We start from the raw sequence: 18,836 nt of genomic DNA on the forward strand, positions 1-18,836 counted from the left end.
GTGTTTTCTCAAGTCCAACGAGAGGTCTCACCATGACGCGAAAATACATAGACTGCAGGGAGTTCCCCAGTGAGATGAACTGCTCGGTGGCGATCTCGGCGGACTCGGATTCCGAGCTTCTGGAAGCTGCCGTGCAGCACGCGGTGAGCGTGCATCGTCACGCCGATTCGCCGGAACTGCGTGCGCAGCTCAGTCAGCTCTTTCACGAGGGCTCGCCACCCGTCGTATCGCCACGCGCATGACGATAAACAGGGCCGGCATGCAATGTGCCGGCCAGTGCGCCCGCGCCATCCAGTGCAGGCGAGAATCCAGCACCGCCATCCACGCGTCTCTGGCGCCCGAATCCCGGGCCGAGACTTAAGCGCCGCCAGACTGCCATTGCCACCCGTTCGCCCCCCGGCACGTTCGTCCGTGGCAGAATCAACCGCGTCCCGCAGTCCCAACATCAGCGCAAGGCCTTTCCAGCCGGGAGCCGCCCGTGAAATACCCGCTAATCGTTGGTTTGAGCATTGTTTTCGTCGATGTCGTCGTGTGGCGCGCGCGGATTCCTCCACAGGATCTGGCCAGGCTCTTCATACGGCTCGCGCTCTTCGCGGCGTTGAGCTGGGTCCTGTTTTCGTCGGGCATGAATCCGTTCGGGCAGGCGCCGTACTGGGACGCGGCAGGGCTCCACTGGTTGGCCCAGGTTCTGGAAATCGTCTGGTGGTTGATGGCGGCGCGGCTCTTTACCCTGTCGCTCGACTCCCTGCTGCTGCCCCGCGCCTGGCGAAAGCAACGCCTCTTCTCGGACGTCTTCGGCGCCGTCGTGTTCCTCGCCGCGGTCGTTGCCGCGCTTGCGTTCGTGCTCGAACTGCCGGTGCGCGGTCTGGTCGCGACATCGGGCGCACTGGCTATCGTGCTCGGCCTTGCAATTCAGAGCACGCTCAGCGACGTTTTCGCCGGTATCGTGCTCAACGCCACGGAGCCATACACGGTTGGCGACTGGGTCGTGATTGACGATGTGGAAGGCAAGGTCGTCGAAATGAACTGGCGCGCCACACACTTGTTGACCGGCCAGGGAAACACGCTCATCGTCCCGAACGCGATGACTTCCAAGGCGAAAATCTCGAACAACAGCAGGCCGGCAAATGTTCACGGCCTTTCACTCGTGCTCGAGATCGACCCAGAAGCACGGCCGAAGACCGTGATCGACGCGCTGGAGCGTGCGCTGACCGGAAGCAACGCCATCCTCAAGACGCCCGCGCCCTATGCCCGCATGCAGCGCGCAACGCTGAACTCGATCCACTACGAGGTGGTCGGGTTCGTTGACGATATGAGTAAAAAGAGGGTGACGTCCAACGAGCTGTTCGACTTGTGCTACCGGCACCTGGCTGCCTCAGGCGTGTCGTTGCGTGCACTGGGCGTGCCGGCGCCCGTAATCGAAGCGCATGACGCGAAGGAGGGGCTGCTCAAGCGCGTGTCCCTGTTCGAAAGTTTGAGTGCCGAAGAGGTGACGCAGCTCGCAAAGCGTCTTTCCCGTCACGAGTACCCGGCCAATCAACAGATACTTGCGCCGGACACCGTGCCGGACAGTCTCGCCATTATATATGCGGGTGTGCTGTCGGTGACTTTCCGTGAATCGTCGGGTGAGCGCGAGCTTGCCCGGATTGGCCCGGGTGAAGCATTCGGCGAGGCGGGCCTGCTCGCAGGCCTGCCCATGCATGTGTCCATTACCGCGCTGACGCCATCGATCCTGTTCGAAATCGGCAAGGACGACATGACGTCGTTCCTGAAAGAGCACCCGGAAGTCGCGAAGCAACTGTGCCAGCTCCTGGCATACCGGCAAGACAAGATCGACAAGCTGACGACTGCGCTCCCCGCTGAACAGGAGCAAGGCCATTCCCTCTTCGAGTGGCTCTTTGGCAAGGTGCGCAATATCCATTCGTTGTACGATTCGTGATCGGCCTTATTTCAGCGCGCGTCCCAGCGTTTACAACTCGGACTCGATCGGCAGAAGGCCCATGAACCAGACGCTCGTGCGTCGCATGAAAGATACATCGGGCTCCGAATCATATTCGGTCACGGTGCCGTTTTCGGCGGTGTCGATCCAGACTATTCGGGTCTTGCCGTTTGCGTCCGTGCGTTGCTCGACTCGCCAGGCGATTTTGTCCAGTTGCGGCTCGACGTCGTCGAGCACCTGGCCGGCAATCGCAGGACTGTCGCACAGCACGCCAATCTCCGTATTGAGTTTGCTCGAGCGTGGGTCGAGATTCATCGAGCCAATGAAGATGCTTTGCCGGTCGAATACGTATGTCTTCGCATGCAACGAGGCCCTCGAAGAGCCAAAAAACCTTCGCTGTGCCTTGACGTCAGGCGCACCAGTCGGCTTCAGTTCATAGAGCCGCACTCCGGCCGCGAGGAGATCCTCGCGATAGTGGTCATATCCCGCATTCACGGCCACGACGTCGGTTGCAGCCAGCGAGTTGGTCAGCACGGTGACGCTTACTCCGTGCCCGGTCAAATCGCTTATCCACGCAACGCCCGCTTTCCCCGGCACGAAGTAAGGCGAGATGATGAGCATCTCATGTGTGGGTTTGAGGTTCAGCGCGGCGAAGCGCGTCATGAGGTGGCCTTCCGGGTTGGCCGGGTCGCGCGCGATCTTGGACGGATCGTCGTACAGGAGCGTGGCCTTTCCCCAGAAAAAATCGGTGTCGCCCGCCTCGAGGGCCTTGGCCAACCGTTGCCTCGCTTGCACGACATAGGGCGAGTCATGCTCCGACTGGATGTACTCGTCGAGCTTCGCGCGGTAGGCGGCCAATGCGGACGGATCCGCCGCATGTCCCATCAACTGTTTGATCGAATAGCTAGATTCGGAATTCCAGAACGCGTCGAAGACGGCGGAGACTTTCCCGACAATGGGACCGTGCACCAACACATCCAGATCGCCGAAGGCAACGACTCTCGACGCACCGAAGTATTCATCGCCGATATTGCGGCCACCCAGAATTGCGGCCTCGTTGTCGGCAATCAGCGCCTTGTTGTGCATGCGCCGGTCGACCCGCGAGAATTCCAGCGCGGATGAGAGTGCCTTGAAGTGGCGGCCCGCGACCGGATTGAATAGCCGGATCTGCACATTCGGGTGCGAGCTGAGCGTGAGCAGCACCTGGTCGTCCGCATTCGTGCCGAGGTCGTCGAGCAGCACGCGAACGCGCACGCCGCGGTCTGCTGCCTTGAGCACCGCTGCCGCCAGTTCACGGCCGGTCAGGTCGTCGTGCCAGATGTAGTACTGCAGATCGAGCGAACGCTCCGCCTTTTCGGTGAGCACGACGCGGGCCACAAGCGCGTCGGTGGGATCGGCCAGAAGGTGAAATGCACTTTCGTCTGGATGGCGCTGCGCTTCGGGTGCGAAGAGCGTGCCGAGTGGCGTGGACGCCGTGTCTTGTAGCGCGAATGTCTGCGGCCGGTTGGCCTGCGGCGGCAGACTCGCGCACGCGCTCAACACACAGGCAACAACTATTACGAAGAGACGCTGAAGCTTTGTCATGTTCACACCTCGCTGGAGCATCCGGTTGGGCGAGTCCCGCCCCGCCTCCCACTGGCATTGGCGGTAGGAATCATACGCTTAACGTTGTAATATCGACGCATTCCAGCCCCGCATCGCCCCATGACCGACGTCGCCCCCGACGAAGTGCGCCTCGCCGCCGAGATCGAGCGCCTCAAGGCCGAGTTTCCCAAAACGCGCGAACTGTATCGTGAAGTCTGCGCGCTGATGTTCTTCCGCTACGGCATCACGCCCACGGCCAACCGGCTCTATCAGCTCGTGCACCGCGGCAGCATGAGCACGCCTACGGCAGTGCTTTCGGAGTTCTGGGCCACCCTGCGTGAAAAGAGTCGCGTGCGTATCGAGCACGCCGATTTGCCTGAGGAACTGCAAGGGGCCGCCGGCGAACTCATGGGTGCGCTCTGGACGCGCGCCACAGCGGCCGCGAAGGCTTCGCTAGAAGCGCTGCGGCTGGAAGTGGAAGACGCGCGCCGCGCCGCGCTAGATGCAACTGCCGCCGTGCGCGCAGACCTCGCGCACACCGAGGTGGCGCTCGAACAGCGCACCGCCGCGCTGCTCACGGCGCAAGTGCGCATTCAGGAGCTGGAACAGGCGCAGGCCGCCGCCGTTGCTACGCGCGGCGCACTCGAAGCGGAACTGGCGCGCGCACGCGAGGCGAGCCTGGAACGCGACGCCGCGCTGACCCAGGCACGCGCCGAATTTGCCGCCGAACGGGACAAGTTGCTCGCGAGCGCCGAACTCGCGCAAACGCACTGGCAGGCAGCGGAGCAGCGCGCGGCGCGCACGGAGGAAAGTGCGCGCGCCGAAATTCAGGCATTGCAGGCACAACTGGGCGATTTGCGCCACCAGGTCGGCATGCTCGAAGGCCGGCTCGACGCACTGCGTTCGACCCACGACGTTCAGGTGCGTGAGCGGCAGAAGGCCCCCGCGAAGCCGTTGCGAGCGGCGCGCAAGACCGGCCACAAGACGTGAAGGCCTGGCTTGTGTGGCGATTCCTTCGACATCCTGAGTGAAAAACTGCGTTCGTGGCGTATCACTCGTCGCGCACGCGCACCGGCAACTCGGTTTTGTACTCCACGCGGCGGAGTGCCACGGAAGTGTGAATGTCACGCACGCCCTCGATCTTGGTGAGGCGCGTCATGACGAAACGCTCGATGCCCGCAATATCGCTCGCCACCACGCGCAGCATGTAGTCGAACGCGCCCGTCATCAAATAACACTCCATCACCTCGTCGCAGTTCGAGATCGCGCGCTCGAACGCGGCTAGCCGCGTCTCATTCTTTTTCTCGATCGCCACCGACACATACGCGTTCACAGGAAAGCCCGCCTTCTCCTGATCGAGCAGCGTGACGTACTGCGTGATGACGCCGCGCTCTTCGAGCATGCGGATGCGCCGGTAGAACGGCGAGAGCGAAAGCCCGAGCGATTCCGCGAGGTCGGCGGACTTCACGTGCGCGTCGCGCTGCAGGGCGTGCAGGATGGCTACATCCACGCGGTCGAATTTCATTGGCCAGCTTTCCCTGGAAATGGTCTATATCAGGCGAGTGTTGCTAATTCGCGAGCAATCTGTGGCTCAGTTTGGCACGAATCACCGCTATTGGCTACCTAGAATCCACTAATACCCACAAGCCGAACAGCGGAGACAACCATGAACATGCGAGCCGTCGAGACAGGGCGCCAGATCGATACGGACTACCGCCTCGAAGACCGCTATCTGCGCGAGGACGGCGCGGTCTTTCTCACCGGCACCCAGGCGCTCGTGCGCATCCTGATCGAACAGGCGCGCGCGGACCGGCTGGCCGGGCTGAAAACGGCGGGTCTCGTCTCCGGCTATCGCGGCTCGCCGCTCGGCGGTTTCGATCAGGAACTGTGGCGCCAGAAGGCACTGCTGGCGGACTTCGACGTGCGCTTCGAGCCGGGCCTGAACGAAGATCTCGGCGCGACGATGCTGTGGGGCGCGCAGCAACTCGACGCGTTTCCCGGCAAGCGTGTGCAAGGCGTGTATTCGATGTGGTACGGCAAAGGACCCGGCGTGGACCGCACCGGCGACGTGTTCCGCAACGCCAACATGCTCGGCACGGCGCAGCACGGCGGCGTGCTCGCCGTGGCCGGCGACGACCATGCGGCGCAGTCGTCGATGTTCCCGCATCAGACGGACCACGTATTCGAAGGCGCGATGATGCCCATCCTCTTTCCGGCCTCGGTCGAGGAGTACATCGACTTCGGGCTGACGGGCTATGCACTTTCGCGTTTCAGCGGGCTGTGGGTAGGTTTCAAGGCGATTACGGAGACGGTGGAAAGCGGCCGCTCGATGCGTGTGGGGCGCAGTGTGCCCTTGCGTTTGCCCGAGGGCATTGCGGTTCCGGCGCAACGCGGCTTCAACTACGACCCGCAATTGCGCTGGCCTGCGGAGCGCGCCGAACTGGAGCGCCGCGTGCTCGAAGAGCGCCTGCCCGCCGCGCTCGCGTTCATGCGGGCGAATCCGCTCGACCGCGCATTGCTGCGGCCCGCGCATGCGCGCGTGGGCATCGTCACGGTGGGCAAGGCGCATGCGGACGTATTGGCTGCGTTCGAAGCACTGGGTCTCACACCCGAGCGCCTCGAACAACTCGGCATCGGGCTCTATAAGGTTGGCATGGTCTGGCCGCTCGAAACGGAAGGGCTCAAGGCGTTTGCACGCGGCATGCAGGCGCTTTTCGTCGTGGAGGAAAAGCGCTCGTTCGTGGAGCGGCAGATCAAGGAAGCGCTCTTCAACGTGCGCGCGGACGAGCGGCCGTCCGTGCACGGCAAGACGCTTGGCGAGCGCGAGCCGCTGCTTGCGGCGACGATGGAGTTCGCGCCGGAGCAGCTTGCCCGTGCGCTGCAGCGGTTTTTCCAGCACGTTGCGGTCGATGTGCCGCGCGTCGTTGCGGGCGCAACCAATATGCGTTCGGGCGCGCAGCGCGTCATCGCACTGGCTTCCGTACCGCCGGGCGAACCGCTCATCCGCAAGCCGTTCTTCTGCGCGGGCTGCCCGCACAATACCTCGACACGTCTGCCGGACGGCTCGCATGCCGCGGCCGGTATCGGCTGTCACATCATGGCGCTCGGCGAGGCGGGCAACACGGCTACGTTTTGCCAGATGGGCGGAGAAGGCGTGCAGTGGGTCGGCATGTCGACATTCACGGACATGCCGCATCTGTTCGTGAATCTCGGCGATGGCACCTACCAGCATTCCGGCAGCCTGGCGATTCGCCAGGCCGTGGCGGCGCGCGCAAACGTGACTTACAAGATTCTCTTCAATGATGCGGTCGCCATGACAGGCGGCCAGCCCGCCGAGGGTGGCCTCACCGTGCATCGCGTGGTGGCGCAGGTTCAGGCCGAAGGCGTGAGCGAAGTCGCCGTGGTGACCGACCGGCCCGAGCAATACGCAGGCGCGCATGGGTTGCCCACGGGCGTGACGCTCTTGCACCGCGACGCACTCGATGCGCTGCAGCGCCGCTTGCGCGAGCAGAAAGGCGTTTCAGTGATCGTCTACGACCAGACCTGCGCCGCCGAAAAGCGCCGCCGCCGCAAGCGCGGCAAGCTGATCGATCCGCCCACGCGTGTCGTGATCAACCCGGCCGTGTGCGAAGGCTGCGGCGACTGCTCCGTGCAGTCGAACTGCATTGCGATCGAGCCGCTCGAAACGGAGTTGGGCCGCAAGCGTGCCATCAATCAATCGAGCTGCAATAAGGACACGTCGTGCGTGAAGGGCTTTTGCCCGAGCTTCGTGACGGTCGAGGGCATGGAGCCGAAGCGTCCTGACGCCGCGCGTATTCAGCGCATCGAAGCCGAGTTGCGCGCCACGCTCGCGCCGCCCGCACGCGTGCCGCAGGCGCTGGAGCAGCATCTGCGCATGGTCGTGACCGGTGTGGGCGGCACGGGCGTCGTGACGATCGGCGCGATACTCGCCATGGCCGCGCACCTCGAAGGGCGCGGCGCCTCGACGCTCGACTTTACCGGCCTCGCGCAGAAGAACGGCGCGGTGTTGAGCCACGTGCAGATCGCGCAGAGCCGCGGGCTCATCACCACCTCGCGCATCGGCGCGCATGCGGCCAATGTGCTGCTGGGCTGCGACGCCGTGGTGGCCGCATCGTCTGGCGCGCTTTCGCGCCTGCCGGCCAGCGGCGCGCGCGCTATCGTGAACGAGCGCATCACGGCAACTGCCGATTTCGTGCGCGACGGCGATTTGCCGGTGAGCAAGGCCGTGCATCAAGCGGCGATAGAGAGCGCGATGGGCGTAGAGGGTGCTGCGTTCTGGGACTGCACGGCGGCCGCGGAAACGATCTTCGGCGACGCCATCGCTTCGAACATGATGATGGTGGGTTACGCGTATCAGATGGGACTCGTGCCGCTCACTGAGGAATCGATTGTGCGCGCAATCGAACTGAACGGCGCGGCCGTGAAGATGAACGAACGCGCGTTCCTTTGGGGACGTTTGATCGCGCAGGACGCTCGCGCGCTCGAACGCGTTTCGGGAGCGGACGTTGCAGTCGCGGACACGCCGTTCGATCTCGCACGCTTCGTGGCCGAGCGCGAGCGCGATCTCACGCAGTACCAGAACGCCGCTTATGCTGCGCGCTATCGCGCGCTGGTCGAGACCGTCGCGCAGGCGGAGCGTCGAATTGAAGGTGCAAACGGTGAGCTTGCGCAAGCGGCCGCGCGCCATTACTTCAAAGTGCTCGCCTACAAGGACGAGTACGAAGTTGCGCGTCTGCACACGAACGGCGGCTTCGGCGCGTACCTGTCTGGCTTGTTCGATGGCACGGCGGGCAGAAAGACGTTCCACATGGCGCCGCCGGTCCTCACGCGACGCGACGCGCAAACGGGACGCCGCAACAAGATCGCACTGCGCGGCGTGTGGGCCGAGCCGCTGCTGCGCGTGCTGAAGCACGGCAAGGTGTTGCGCGGCACGCCGCTCGATCCGTTCGCACGCCAGCGCGACCGCGTGATCGAACGCGCGATGATCGGCGAATTCGAGGACGATGTGCGTCTCGTGCTTGGCAAGCTCACGCAGTCCACGCTCGCGGCTGCCATCGGCCTGCTTGGCGTGCCGGGCGCGGTTCGTGGGTTCGGTATCGTCAAGGAACGCAATTACGAGCGTTCGCGCGGTGTGCGCGAGCGGTATCGTGCGGAACTGGCGGGTGAGACGGTCTGAAAGATCGGATAACTAAGTGATCGAGGAGATTAAGATGGTTGTGCAGGACAAGACATTTTTTATCACGGGCGGCGGTTCAGGACTCGGCGCAGCAGTCGGGCGGCATCTGCTCGAACGCGGCGCCAACGTCGCGTTCGCCGATATCGATGTGGCCCGTGCGCGTGACGAGGCGGCGGCCGACGGCGAGCGTGCACTGGCCGTTGAGGTCGATGTGACGCAGGCGGCAAGCGTTGAGGCAGCGATTGCGCGCGTCGCGCACCGCTTCGGTGCGCTGCATGGCGTGGTCAACTGCGCGGGGATCGCGCCTGCGCAACGCATCGTCGGAAAGGAGGGTGCCCATTCGCTCGATCTGTTCGCGAAGGTCGTAAGCGTCAACCTCATCGGTACCTTCAACGTGATGCGCCTCGCCGCCGTGGCGATGGCGAACAACACGCCCGACGCCGGCGGCGAGCGCGGCGTGATCGTCAATACGGCTTCGGTGGCGGCGTACGATGGCCAGATCGGGCAATCGGCCTATGCGGCTTCCAAGGGCGGCGTGGTTTCGCTCACGCTGCCTGCGGCGCGCGAACTGGCACGCAACGCGATTCGCGTTGTGACCATCGCGCCTGGCATCTTCGAAACGCCGATGCTCCTTGCCATGCCTGCCGAAGTGCAGCAGGCACTGGGCGCTGGCGTGCCGTTTCCACAGCGCCTCGGCCATCCCGCGGAGTTCGCGGCGCTCGTCGAGCATATCGTCGGCAACCGCTATCTGAATGGCGAAGTGATACGGCTTGACGGTGCGTTGCGCATGGCGCCGCGCTAGCAGACGTTTTGCGTTGGGCCGGCCGCCGCCGGGACGTCGAAGACCGCGTATCGTAGAATCGGAACCATCGACCCACGATATTCGAAAAGCACATGGCCAAGGACGTCACTTTACGGCAGTTCCGCTACTTCGTGGCGGCGGCGCAGAACGGGCAGTTTTCGATGGCGGCGGCGGCCGAGCATGTCTCGCAGTCCGCGATCACCAACGCGGTGCTCGCGCTCGAGGAGGCGCTCGGCACGCGGCTCTTTGTGCGCTTGCCTCAGGGCGTGGAACTCACGCCCGACGGGCAGGATTTCCTCAATCACGCGCGCCACGTGCTGGAGTCGGTGCGCGACGCTCTGCACAAGGCGCCGTTTCGCGCGCACAGTTTGCGCGGTACGGTGCGCATGGCCGCCTCTTATACGCTGCTCGGTTATTTTCTTCCGGAACTGCTCGCGCGCTTTCGTGCGACTTATCCGGAGATCGAGATCGACCTGCGCGATCTGGACCGACCGGCTATCGAGGAGGCGGTGCTTGCGGGCGAGGTGGATCTTGGCGTGGCGCTGCTCTCCAACGTGGAGCGGCGCGCGCGTTTCGGCCACCATGTGTTGATGCGTTCGCGACGGCAATTGTGGGCTGCGCCAACGCATCCACTGGCGCAGATGGGCACCGTCACGCTGCGCGACATCGCGCGATACCCTTATATCCTGATCACGGTGGACGAGGGCGAGGCCTCGACGCTGCGTTACTGGAAGAAGCGGCGCATCGCCCCGAATATCGCGTTTCGCACGAGTTCGATGGAAGCGCTGCGCGGCCTCGTAGCGCATGGTTTTGGCGTGACGATTCTTTCGGATATGGTGTTCAGGCCGTGGTCGCTGGAAGGTAAGCGCATTGACGCGTGCGCCATAGAGGATGCGATTCCGCAGATGGAGGCGGGTATGTTGTGGCATCCGGGCGCGGTGTTGAGCGATCCGGCGCGAGCGATGCAGCAGTTTTTGATTCATGCTTGCGGGAATTGAGGGACGGACGCCACCCCTCTTTTCGAATTCCTCCGATATCCCCGCCACCTCCGTTTCCCTAATCTGAAGCCTTCACCGGAATCATTCGCGCTGGAGGCAAGTCATGGGTCCGCAACTGTTGCTCGATACGTCGCATCTGATGAAACACGTCGATGCGCTGGACGAGGCCGTCCGTACGCACGCTAATGCACAACCCGCTGCGCGTCACGAGCGTATCGTCGTCGATTTCGTTCAACGTCAGTGCGCCGAGATCATCAATCTTGGCGTGGCGCTTGGCTGCGCGGCATTTTGCATGGGTATCGTGCTCGGCGTGTACCTTCTGCTCGAACGCCTCTAATCCATTCAACGAGGCCATTTCAATGTCCAAACCGCGCGAACGCTATCGAGCGGGAAAAGACCCGGTCGACCCGGATAGCTACCTCGCGGCCATCATCGAGCGCCATTGTCATTTGTACGCCGATATCGGGATGTGCATCGGCGTATTGGTAGTGGTCGTCTGCCTGGTTGTTGCAGCACACGTGATCGTCGACTCGCTCAATCTCGCGATCTAGTCGCCAACGGCAGGGCTGACACGCCCGTTCCTCGCGCCATGCCTTCATGGCAAGATACGCTTTCCCTCGCGCCACCCCGGACACCGTATTCGGGCAAAAACAAGGAAGCGTCATGTCGGCCGTGTCGGCGTTCAAGCTCGTGCTCCTGTCGCTCATCGCCATCATCGCGCTCGAGCTGCTCGCAAAACGCCTGCGCCTGCCGCCCGCTGCCGCGCTACTGGTAGGCGGCGCCGCCATGGCGTTCGTGCCCGGCCTGCCGCCGGTCGTGATCGACCCCGATCTCGTCCTCATCGTGTTCCTGCCGCCCCTGCTGATGGACGGCGCCTACTTCTTCGTCTGGTCCGATTTCAAGCGTCACCTCGCGCCCATCCTGCTCTTCGCCATTGGTGCGGTGGCATTCACGACCTGGGCGGTTGGCGTGGTTGCGCATTGGGCCGTTCCGTCGCTGCCGTGGGCCGCATGTTTCGCTCTGGGCGCCGTGGTGTCGCCGCCCGATGCCGTCGCCGCGAAAGCCGTGCTCGAACAGCTCGCGCTGCCGCGCCGCCTGATGGTGCTGCTCGAAGGCGAGAGCCTGCTCAACGACGCCGCCGGCCTCGTGCTGTTTCGCTTCGCCGTGGCGGCGGCCTTGACGGGGGCGTTCAGCGAACCGAATGCGGTGCTCAGCTTCGTCGGCCTCGCGCTCGGCGGGATCGTGGTTGGCGCTGTCGTGGGTTATGTCGTGGTTTGTCTGCTGCGTCAGCTCGAAGATGAATATCTGATCATCACCGCATCGGTGATGGCGGGCTGGATCGCTTATATCGCGGGGGACATGCTGGGCGTTTCGAGTGTGATCGCCACGGTCACGTGCGGCATGCAGCTAGGCTGGCATCAGCACGAAGTCTTTTCGGCTACCGTGCGCAGCCGCGGCACGGCGTTCTGGCAGGTCATGGTGTTCGTGCTCGAGGCGCTGGTGTTCGTGCTGATCGGCCTCTCGCTGCGCGCGGTCATGCTTCGCCTCGGCGGGACCGGCAATGCCGTCGCGCTGCTCGGTCCCGCCGCGATGGCTGTGGTGCTTGCCGTCGTCGTTTCCCGATGCGTGTGGACCTATGGCATCGAGATCATCAGGGCAGTATTGCATCGGTTGTTGCCGGGCCGCGTGAGCGCCGCGGACTTTCGCGGCGCGGCGGTGGTGAGTTGGGCCGGCATGCGCGGTGTGGTTACGCTGGCGATTGCGCTCGCCTTGCCAGAGGCGATGCCAGGACGTGACCTCATACTTTTTGCTGCGTTTGCCGTCATTCTTTTCACGGTGCTGCTGCAAGGCACGACCATCGGGCCGCTGATAAGACTAATCAGGCCTGCGCATGACCCAGAGGGTGAATCCGCCTATCTCAACGAGCCGCAAGCGTGGGCGCACCTCGAAGCCGCTCAGCTTGCGGCGATCACGCCGCTCGTCCATGGACCGGATGGCAGTGTGATTCATCCGCGTTTGCTGGAGCAGTACACATATCGGGCGAATCTCACGCGCAATTTTGCAAACGCCGAGAGCTATCCGCAGGAAATGCGCACCTCGCACTACGACGTCGTGCTGGCCGCTGTGGAAGCCGGGCGCGCGGAGCTGTTGAAGCTGCACCGCGCCGGCCTGATCCACGACGAACTGTTGCGCGTGCTCGAACGCGATCTCGATCTGGAAGAGCTTTCGGCGCGGCACGGAAGGGGCTGACGCTTCCCCTCGCGTCGCTCAGGCGCGCACGGCGAGCGATGCAAACAGGCGCGAAAGGTCGCGCTGCTGGTCGAGACTCCAGAGAAAACCGAGCGCTTCGTCGGCACGTGCCTTGCCGATCACAGGCGTCGCGTTCTTGCGGAACTTCAGCTCGAAGTCGCCGCGCTCCATCGGCCGCGTGGCGAAGCCCGGAATGTCGTCCACTCGCTTCGACACGGTTTGTCCGTCCGTGAGCGTGGCGCTCACGATGGTCGCGTAATATTTCGGATAGAGCCGTGTCAGTTCGGAATCCTCTACAACCTTGATCTTTTGCATGAACGCGCGAATCTTCGGGTCATGCAACGCATCGGAGCGGTAGCTCGCCAGGCTGATATCGCCGTCGAACATGGCGCGCGCGGTGACGTAGGGCAGGCTGTGATCGGCGGTTTCGCTCGTTTCCGGCGCCCATTTCTGCGGGTCCATGCCCGCCGAGAAATAGCCTTCGTGCGAGGTGCGAATCTCCATGCTCGCGATACGGTTGAGATCACCCACCTGCTTCGCGACGTCGATGCCCGCCGCAATGGCCGTTTGCGTGAGCGCCTGCGCCGGGTAGAACTTCACGGCACAGTCGTTGATGCGAAACGGCCGGCCTTTGCCGCCGAAGCCCGCCGTGTCGATGCTGAATGGTCCGGACACCTGCTTGAACAGCCCCGCATTGCCCTCGAAAATCGGCGCGGGGCCGGTGAGTCCGTCGCGCGCGAGGGCGGCCGAGAACAAGGCGTTACGCGCAGCGTCGGCGTCGGCGAGACCTTTCCAGTTCGACATCGTCTGCACGCGCGTCTGGTTCAACGCGAGATGGCCGTTGAGCGCGATGTTGACGGCTTCGGCCAGTTGCCGTTCGTCGAGCTTCATGAGCTTGCCCGCCGCAAGCGCGGCCGCGGGCAGGCTGAAGATGGGGTGATCCCAGCCGCGTGAGCTGATCGAAGCAGCGTCCATGAGGCGGCAGTCGATTTCGTAGGCGAGGACGATGGCGACAATCAGGTCGCGGCCGTTCGCGCCTTCGGCTTCGGCCTGCGCGAGACACGCCGCGATGTTGTCGCTCGGGTGGCCGATTTCCTTGCCCGCGTAGACATCGTTGAGGTCGTAGTAGCGGATCGCCGCGCCATTCGCAAACGTCGCGAGGTCTGGCGATGTACGACGCTGCGTGCCGAGCACCGTCGCGCCCTTGCCGTCGCCGCTCGCGTAGTTCAGCGCGACCTGGCGCGCGATGCCCACGGGTTTCTCGCCGAGCGCGGCGATGCCGCAACCCAGCGCGTCGGCGGTGTGGGTCTTGACCGCTTCGATCGTGCCTGCATCGAGGTCATCGTAGTTCAGCGCAGCGGCATATGCGGCAAGCCGCTGCGCGATGGTGGACGAATCCGGTGCGGACGCAACCTTCTGTGCGCGCGCCGCGCCCGTGCCGCCGAATGTGCCCGCGCCCGCGGCGAGCGCCGTGAGCGACGCCATGAATGCACGCCGTTGCATGCGGTGTCTCCTTGTTTCTGGTTAGTTTGAGGAAAGCGTGCGGGTCAAACGAGCAGCAGCAGCGCAGCGCCGAACACCACGGTGCCGAGCAGGAAGGTCATGACCGTGAAGCCCAGCACGCGCTGCACGCCAATGCCAGCCATGGCGACCACGGGCGCGGCCCAGAACGGCTGCATCATGTTGGAGACTTGTTCGCCCATTGCGACGGCCATGGTCGTGGCGGGCATGGAGGCATGCAGCGCGATCGCTGCGGGCACGACGAACGGACCCTGCACGGCCCAGTGGCCGCCGCCGCTCGGAATGAAGAACGTGACGATCAGCGAGCACACATAGCTCCAGAACGGCAGCGTGTGCGTGTTCGAGATCGCGATGAAGAAGTGCGAGATCACGTTGGGCAGGCCCGTGGCGTCCATCATGCCCATCACGCCGCCATAGAGCGGGTATTGCAGCATCATCGAGCCGGTTTGTTTGGCGGCGTTCTTGACCGCGTCCGCGTAAGCGAGCGGGTAGCCGTGCAGGATCACGCCTGCGATGAACATCACGAAGATCACGGCGTTCACGCCAGAAAACGCTTCGATGTGCTCAAGGTGCGCGAGCACGAGGAACGTCACGCCCACGAGACCAATGAACGCGCTGCCGATCCACGAGTATTCAAGCCACTTTGCGAAGCTCAGCTTGCCTTCGGGGCGTTTGCGCGGTTCCGGGTCGGGGTTCTTCTCGATGTCGAGCACGACGGCGTCTTCATCGCGCGGCTTGAGGAGCGCGAGCACGATCGGCGTGGCGATGAGCATGACGATCACCGGCACGAGGTTGAATGCCGTGAACACGGTGTCGTTGAACGGCAGCACTTCGCCCGTGAGTTTTTGCACGACGTTCATCGCGCTGCCGGGCGTGGATTGCGCGAGCGCGATCGAACTGGAAATGCCGCTCGCCCACACGACCCAGCCTGAAAAGCCTGCGGCGACGATCCATGCGAAGTCCACGCGCATGCGCTTGGCCACTTCGCGCGCGAGCAGCGCGCTGACCACGAGACCGAGCCCCCAGTTGAAGAACGAGGCGACGGCCACGAGCAAGAAGGTGAGCGCGGCTGCCTGTACCGGCGTGCGGGCAACGCCCACGAGTGCCTTGAACACGCGCTGCACAGGCGCGGCGTGAGCGAACGCGTGGCCCGTTACAAGGACGAGTGTGATCTGGAAGGCGAACGTGAGGATATTGAAGAACCCCTTGTACCACCCGACCACGAGCGTGTTGAGCGTTGCATGCGGGGCGAACATCGCCGAGAGTGCGGCCACGACCGCGGTGATGAGGATCGCGAGCACGAACGGATCGGGAATGGTGCGTTCGAACAGGCTGATCGTCGCGTCTGTAAAGCGCGTCTTGCGGACGGGTGCGGCGGTGGCGGTGGACTTCACGTATCGTCTCCTGGTGCTGAAAGTGGCCGCGCGTACCTGGCACGCGGCTGTTTGTATTTGCGGCGTAGTGGCGCTAGTTCATCGGGCGAAGCCGTAGAGTTCGGCGGGGTTGTCCACGAGAATGCGCTTGCGTGCGGCGTCGTCCTCGACCCATGTGCCGAGCAGATCGAAGATCGCTGCGGTGGCGGGCTTGTGCGTCTCCGTGACGTGGGGCCAATCGCTGCCCCACACGGTGCGCTGCGGCAGCAGCGCGGCCCATGCGCGCGCGGTGTCGGCGAGGTCGGCGTAGCCGCCGGCGAGTCCCACCTGCGAATCGAGGTAGGCGCCCGAGAGTTTGACCCACACGCGCCCGGAAGCGGCGAGGCGGCGCACCACGCCATACGCGGGATGCGCGGTGCCCGCTGGCAAGGGCAGGCGCGCGAGATGGTCGAACACCATCTTGCAGGGCAGGCGGGTGAGCAACGCTTCGTGCTCGACGATCTGGTCGGCGGTCCAGTGCAATTGCACATGCCAGCCGAGTTCCGCGATGCGTCGCGCCAGCGGTTCGACCATGTCGAAGGTGACGACCGCTTGATGCGGCGTGTACAAAGTGAAGCGAATGCCCCGTATGCCGCCACGATCGAGCATGTCGAGTTCGGTGTCGCTCACATCGGGGCGCAGGACGGCTACGCCACGGGCGTTGTCGACGCCTAGTTGACGGATCGCGTCCACCGTCACGCAATTGTCGGTGCCGTAAGGTCGCGGTGTGACGATGACGGTGCGCTGCGTGCCGGTGCGCTCCTGTACGCGGCGATAGTCATCGACCGTTGCGCGATCAACGATATGCGCACCGTTGCCGGGTGACGCGGCGAAGCGGCGATCGTAGATGTGGATATGCGAATCGCACGCATGGGCGGGCGCTTTTATGCGCGCTTTGGGGGCGTCGATGGTATGGACATGCTGCTCACGGTCCATCGCGTTGTCTCCTTGTTTGCCGCGCACGCCAACGGGATCGACGTGCGCGGTTGCAGCCTTTTCTGTTCAGAGCACGGCGTGCTCGTTTCGCAATCGTTCGATCTCCGCGTCGCTCCAGCCGGCCTCGCGCAGCACCGTATCGGAATGCTCGCCAAAGGCGGGCGCGGCGATCGGATCGGGTCCAGGTGTCGCCCCGAAGCGGATCGGCTCGCGAAAGCCGCGATACGCGCCTACGCCGGGATAGTCGTAGCGCGTGACCATCTCCTCTGAGAGCACCTGCGGGTCGTCGAACATATCTTCGACTGTGCGCGCCGCCGCGCAGGGCACCGTTTCGCCAAAGTGCGCTTCCCATTCGAGTGCGCTGCGCGCCTGCAACGCGGCGTGCAATTGCGGCACGATCTCGTCACGATGCTCTGCACGTTTGCGCACCGAATCGTAGCGCGGGTTCTGCGCGAGTGCAGCGAGCCCGGTTTTTTCGCAAAGCGCCTGCCAGAAATGCGGCGTATTCGCCGAGATATAGAGCCAGCCTTCGCGCGTGGGATGAATGCCGGTGATGCCGCCCGAGCGCATGTCGCGGCCTACGTCCTTCGGTTCGTCGTCGGCCCAGATCATGCGCGCCGACTGCATGGTGAGCGCGCTGCGCAACAGCGAAACGCCCACGTACTGGCCCGCACCGCTGCGCTCGCGCTCGAACAGCGCGGAGGATACCCCAGCAGCCACGAGCGCGGCGGCGTAGTAGTCGACCACCGAGCCGTAGAGAATCTCGGGCGGGCCGCCGCGCTTGCCCTGGAAGGTGCACATGCCCGTCATGGTCTGCAGCACCTGGTCGTAGCCGGCCTTGTCCTTGTTCGGGCCCTGGTCGCCGTAGCCGGTGACCGCGCAATAGATCAGACGCGGGTTCACTTCGCGCAGTTGCTCCCAGGCGATGCCCAGGCGCGCTGGCACGCCGGGGCGAAAGTTGTGCACGAGCACGTCGGCTTGTTCGACGAGCCGCAGCAGCACTTCCTGAGCGCCTGGTTGCTTCAGGTCGAGCACGAGGCCGCGCTTGCCGCGGTTGACACCGAGAAAGGCGCGGCTTTCGGCTTCCAGCGTGGACGGATACTTGCGCAAGTTGTCGCCGGTGGGCGGTTCGATCTTGATGACGTCCGCGCCCTGATCGGCGAGCAGCGTGCAGCCGTACGGGCCCGCGATATAGGCGCTCAGATCGAGCACGCGCACGCCGGCGAGCGGGCCGCGCGGCGCGGCGTTCGTTTCGGGAGACTGATTCATTGACGCACCTCGCCCGACGTTGTGCACGCAACGAGCCCAAGCCGCTCAGCGCTTTGCACGAGCGCGCGGGCGCGCTCGACGAAAGGCGCGTCGATCATCTTGCCGTCCACGACATAAGCGCCCACGCCGTCACGTTCGGCGTTGCGCGCGGCTTCCACCACGCGCAGCGCGTGGGCAATTTCTTCGTCAGACGGGCGGAACACCTCGTTGGCGAGCGCGATCTGGCTCGGGTGAATGCAGCTCTTGCCGAGGAAGCCGAGCGTACGGGCCAATTCGGCTTCTGCGCGAAATCCTTCGGCATCCTTGATATTCGCAAACGCTGAATCGTACGCGAACACGCCGGCTTCGCCCGCTGCGAGCCGCAGGCTGAACATCGCTTGCTGCACGGCCGCCGGGTCGCGTCGTGCGATGCCGAGCGGCTCGAACAAGTCGCCAAGACCCAGTTGCAGTCCCGCCACGCGTGCATGGGCGGCGGCGAGCGTCGCGGCCTCGCGTAGCGCGCGCGGCGACTCGACGTTAAGCAGCAGTTTGACGGGACGGCTTACGCCATTGGCGCGCTCCGCGCGCTCGATCGCCGCGGCGGCGGCGCGCACGTCCTCGACGGATTCGGGTTTCGGCAGATTCACGTAATCGAGGCCGGGCTGAACCACGGCAGCAATATCGTCGGCGAACCACGGTGTATCGAGCGCGTTCACGCGCACGATCAGCACCTTGCCGCGTTCGCGCATGGCGGGCGAAACCAGCAGGGCCCGCAGCGCCTCACGTGCTTCGGGTTTACGCGCAGGCGCAACCGAGTCTTCCAGATCGAACGACAACGCGTCCGCGGCGCTCGCGAGCGCCTTTTCGAACAGCTCCGGGCGCGATGCCGGCACGAACAGTTTGCTTCTCATCTCCACGCATTCCGTATAGATCACCACTGAGGGCAGTC

At 64.2% G+C, this 18,836-nt stretch carries 16 protein-coding genes; 9 read left to right on the forward strand and 7 right to left on the reverse strand.

The features are described from left to right. Positions 1 to 32: 32 nt before the first annotated feature. A complete protein-coding gene (locus L0U83_RS29730; protein ID WP_233887699.1) occupies positions 33 to 242 on the forward strand; it encodes a DUF1059 domain-containing protein in 210 nt (69 codons plus the stop codon). Between the two features lie 236 nt (positions 243 to 478). Further along, positions 479 to 1,939, forward strand: coding sequence for a mechanosensitive ion channel family protein (locus tag L0U83_RS29735; protein WP_233887700.1), 1,461 nt, complete (start codon positions 479 to 481; stop codon positions 1,937 to 1,939). A 30-nt stretch (positions 1,940 to 1,969) separates the two neighbouring features. On the opposite strand, the gene L0U83_RS29740 is transcribed toward L0U83_RS29735, so the two are convergent. Beyond that, entirely contained in the window at positions 1,970 to 3,523 is a 1,554-nt protein-coding gene (locus L0U83_RS29740; protein ID WP_233887701.1) for a phospholipase D family protein, read from the reverse strand. A gap of 120 nt (positions 3,524 to 3,643) precedes the next feature. Between L0U83_RS29740 and L0U83_RS29745 the strand changes: the two genes are divergently transcribed. Continuing rightward, positions 3,644 to 4,513 carry a DNA-binding protein gene (locus L0U83_RS29745; RefSeq protein ID WP_233887702.1) on the forward strand — a complete coding sequence of 290 codons (870 nt, stop codon included), beginning with the start codon at positions 3,644 to 3,646 and terminating at the stop codon, positions 4,511 to 4,513. A 61-nt stretch (positions 4,514 to 4,574) separates the two neighbouring features. Here L0U83_RS29745 and L0U83_RS29750 read toward each other — a convergent pair whose 3' ends face one another. Continuing rightward, positions 4,575 to 5,048, reverse strand: coding sequence for an Lrp/AsnC family transcriptional regulator (locus tag L0U83_RS29750; protein WP_042267102.1), 474 nt, complete (start codon positions 5,046 to 5,048; stop codon positions 4,575 to 4,577). Between the two features lie 141 nt (positions 5,049 to 5,189). Here L0U83_RS29750 and L0U83_RS29755 point away from each other — a divergent pair, with 141 nt between their 5' ends. From L0U83_RS29755 to L0U83_RS29780, 6 genes are all read left to right on the forward strand, one after another. Continuing rightward, a complete protein-coding gene (locus L0U83_RS29755; RefSeq protein ID WP_233887703.1) occupies positions 5,190 to 8,720 on the forward strand; it encodes an indolepyruvate ferredoxin oxidoreductase family protein in 3,531 nt (1,176 codons plus the stop codon). Positions 8,721 to 8,754: 34 nt separating this feature from the next. Further along, entirely contained in the window at positions 8,755 to 9,522 is a 768-nt protein-coding gene (locus L0U83_RS29760) for an SDR family NAD(P)-dependent oxidoreductase (RefSeq protein WP_233887935.1), read from the forward strand. 92 nt (positions 9,523 to 9,614) lie between these two features. Further along, positions 9,615 to 10,520, forward strand: coding sequence for a LysR family transcriptional regulator (locus L0U83_RS29765; protein WP_233887704.1), 906 nt, complete (start codon positions 9,615 to 9,617; stop codon positions 10,518 to 10,520). 103 nt (positions 10,521 to 10,623) lie between these two features. Next, the gene (locus tag L0U83_RS29770; RefSeq protein WP_233887705.1) at positions 10,624 to 10,857 is read left to right on the forward strand and encodes a hypothetical protein; all 234 of its coding nucleotides are present in this window, start codon (positions 10,624 to 10,626) and stop codon (positions 10,855 to 10,857) included. Positions 10,858 to 10,879: 22 nt separating this feature from the next. After that, complete coding sequence (locus tag L0U83_RS29775) at positions 10,880 to 11,071, forward strand: hypothetical protein (protein ID WP_233887706.1); 192 nt, start codon at positions 10,880 to 10,882, stop codon at positions 11,069 to 11,071. A gap of 112 nt (positions 11,072 to 11,183) precedes the next feature. Beyond that, entirely contained in the window at positions 11,184 to 12,770 is a 1,587-nt protein-coding gene (locus L0U83_RS29780; RefSeq protein WP_233887707.1) for a Na+/H+ antiporter, read from the forward strand. Between the two features lie 18 nt (positions 12,771 to 12,788). Here L0U83_RS29780 and L0U83_RS29785 read toward each other — a convergent pair whose 3' ends face one another. From L0U83_RS29785 to L0U83_RS29805, 5 genes are all read right to left on the reverse strand, one after another. Next, the gene (locus L0U83_RS29785; RefSeq protein WP_233887708.1) at positions 12,789 to 14,273 is read right to left on the reverse strand and encodes an MmgE/PrpD family protein; all 1,485 of its coding nucleotides are present in this window, start codon (positions 14,271 to 14,273) and stop codon (positions 12,789 to 12,791) included. A gap of 44 nt (positions 14,274 to 14,317) precedes the next feature. Continuing rightward, positions 14,318 to 15,685, reverse strand: a complete 1,368-nt coding sequence (locus tag L0U83_RS29790; RefSeq protein ID WP_233887709.1) for a short-chain fatty acid transporter — start codon at positions 15,683 to 15,685, stop codon at positions 14,318 to 14,320. Between the two features lie 78 nt (positions 15,686 to 15,763). After that, positions 15,764 to 16,639, reverse strand: coding sequence for an amidohydrolase family protein (locus L0U83_RS29795; protein ID WP_233887710.1), 876 nt, complete (start codon positions 16,637 to 16,639; stop codon positions 15,764 to 15,766). A 66-nt stretch (positions 16,640 to 16,705) separates the two neighbouring features. Then, positions 16,706 to 17,908 carry a CaiB/BaiF CoA transferase family protein gene (locus tag L0U83_RS29800; protein ID WP_233887711.1) on the reverse strand — a complete coding sequence of 401 codons (1,203 nt, stop codon included), beginning with the start codon at positions 17,906 to 17,908 and terminating at the stop codon, positions 16,706 to 16,708. Further along, positions 17,905 to 18,798: an HpcH/HpaI aldolase/citrate lyase family protein gene (locus L0U83_RS29805; RefSeq protein ID WP_233887712.1), complete on the reverse strand. Its 894-nt coding sequence runs from the start codon at positions 18,796 to 18,798 to the stop codon at positions 17,905 to 17,907. The genes L0U83_RS29800 and L0U83_RS29805 overlap by 4 nt, the downstream gene beginning before the upstream one ends. Positions 18,799 to 18,836: the final 38 nt, after the last annotated feature.

Source organism: Paraburkholderia flagellata, from assembly GCF_021390645.1.
Lineage (GTDB): Bacteria > Pseudomonadota > Gammaproteobacteria > Burkholderiales > Burkholderiaceae > Paraburkholderia > Paraburkholderia flagellata.

Bases quoted from the DNA above. Each gene is read 5' to 3' on its own strand.
- L0U83_RS29730 (WP_233887699.1), top strand. From the start codon at position 33: ATGACGCGAAAATACATAGACTGCAGGGAGTTCCCCAGTGAGATGAAC.
- L0U83_RS29740 (WP_233887701.1), bottom strand. From the start codon at position 3,523: ATGACAAAGCTTCAGCGTCTCTTCGTAATAGTTGTTGCCTGTGTGTTG.
- L0U83_RS29745 (WP_233887702.1), top strand. From the start codon at position 3,644: ATGACCGACGTCGCCCCCGACGAAGTGCGCCTCGCCGCCGAGATCGAG.
- L0U83_RS29750 (WP_042267102.1), bottom strand. From the start codon at position 5,048: ATGAAATTCGACCGCGTGGATGTAGCCATCCTGCACGCCCTGCAGCGC.
- L0U83_RS29755 (WP_233887703.1), top strand. From the start codon at position 5,190: ATGAACATGCGAGCCGTCGAGACAGGGCGCCAGATCGATACGGACTAC.
- L0U83_RS29760 (WP_233887935.1), top strand. From the start codon at position 8,755: ATGGTTGTGCAGGACAAGACATTTTTTATCACGGGCGGCGGTTCAGGA.
- L0U83_RS29765 (WP_233887704.1), top strand. From the start codon at position 9,615: ATGGCCAAGGACGTCACTTTACGGCAGTTCCGCTACTTCGTGGCGGCG.
- L0U83_RS29770 (WP_233887705.1), top strand. From the start codon at position 10,624: ATGGGTCCGCAACTGTTGCTCGATACGTCGCATCTGATGAAACACGTC.
- L0U83_RS29775 (WP_233887706.1), top strand. From the start codon at position 10,880: ATGTCCAAACCGCGCGAACGCTATCGAGCGGGAAAAGACCCGGTCGAC.
- L0U83_RS29780 (WP_233887707.1), top strand. From the start codon at position 11,184: ATGTCGGCCGTGTCGGCGTTCAAGCTCGTGCTCCTGTCGCTCATCGCC.
- L0U83_RS29785 (WP_233887708.1), bottom strand. From the start codon at position 14,273: ATGCAACGGCGTGCATTCATGGCGTCGCTCACGGCGCTCGCCGCGGGC.
- L0U83_RS29795 (WP_233887710.1), bottom strand. From the start codon at position 16,639: ATGGACCGTGAGCAGCATGTCCATACCATCGACGCCCCCAAAGCGCGC.
- L0U83_RS29800 (WP_233887711.1), bottom strand. From the start codon at position 17,908: ATGAATCAGTCTCCCGAAACGAACGCCGCGCCGCGCGGCCCGCTCGCC.
- L0U83_RS29805 (WP_233887712.1), bottom strand. From the start codon at position 18,798: ATGAGAAGCAAACTGTTCGTGCCGGCATCGCGCCCGGAGCTGTTCGAA.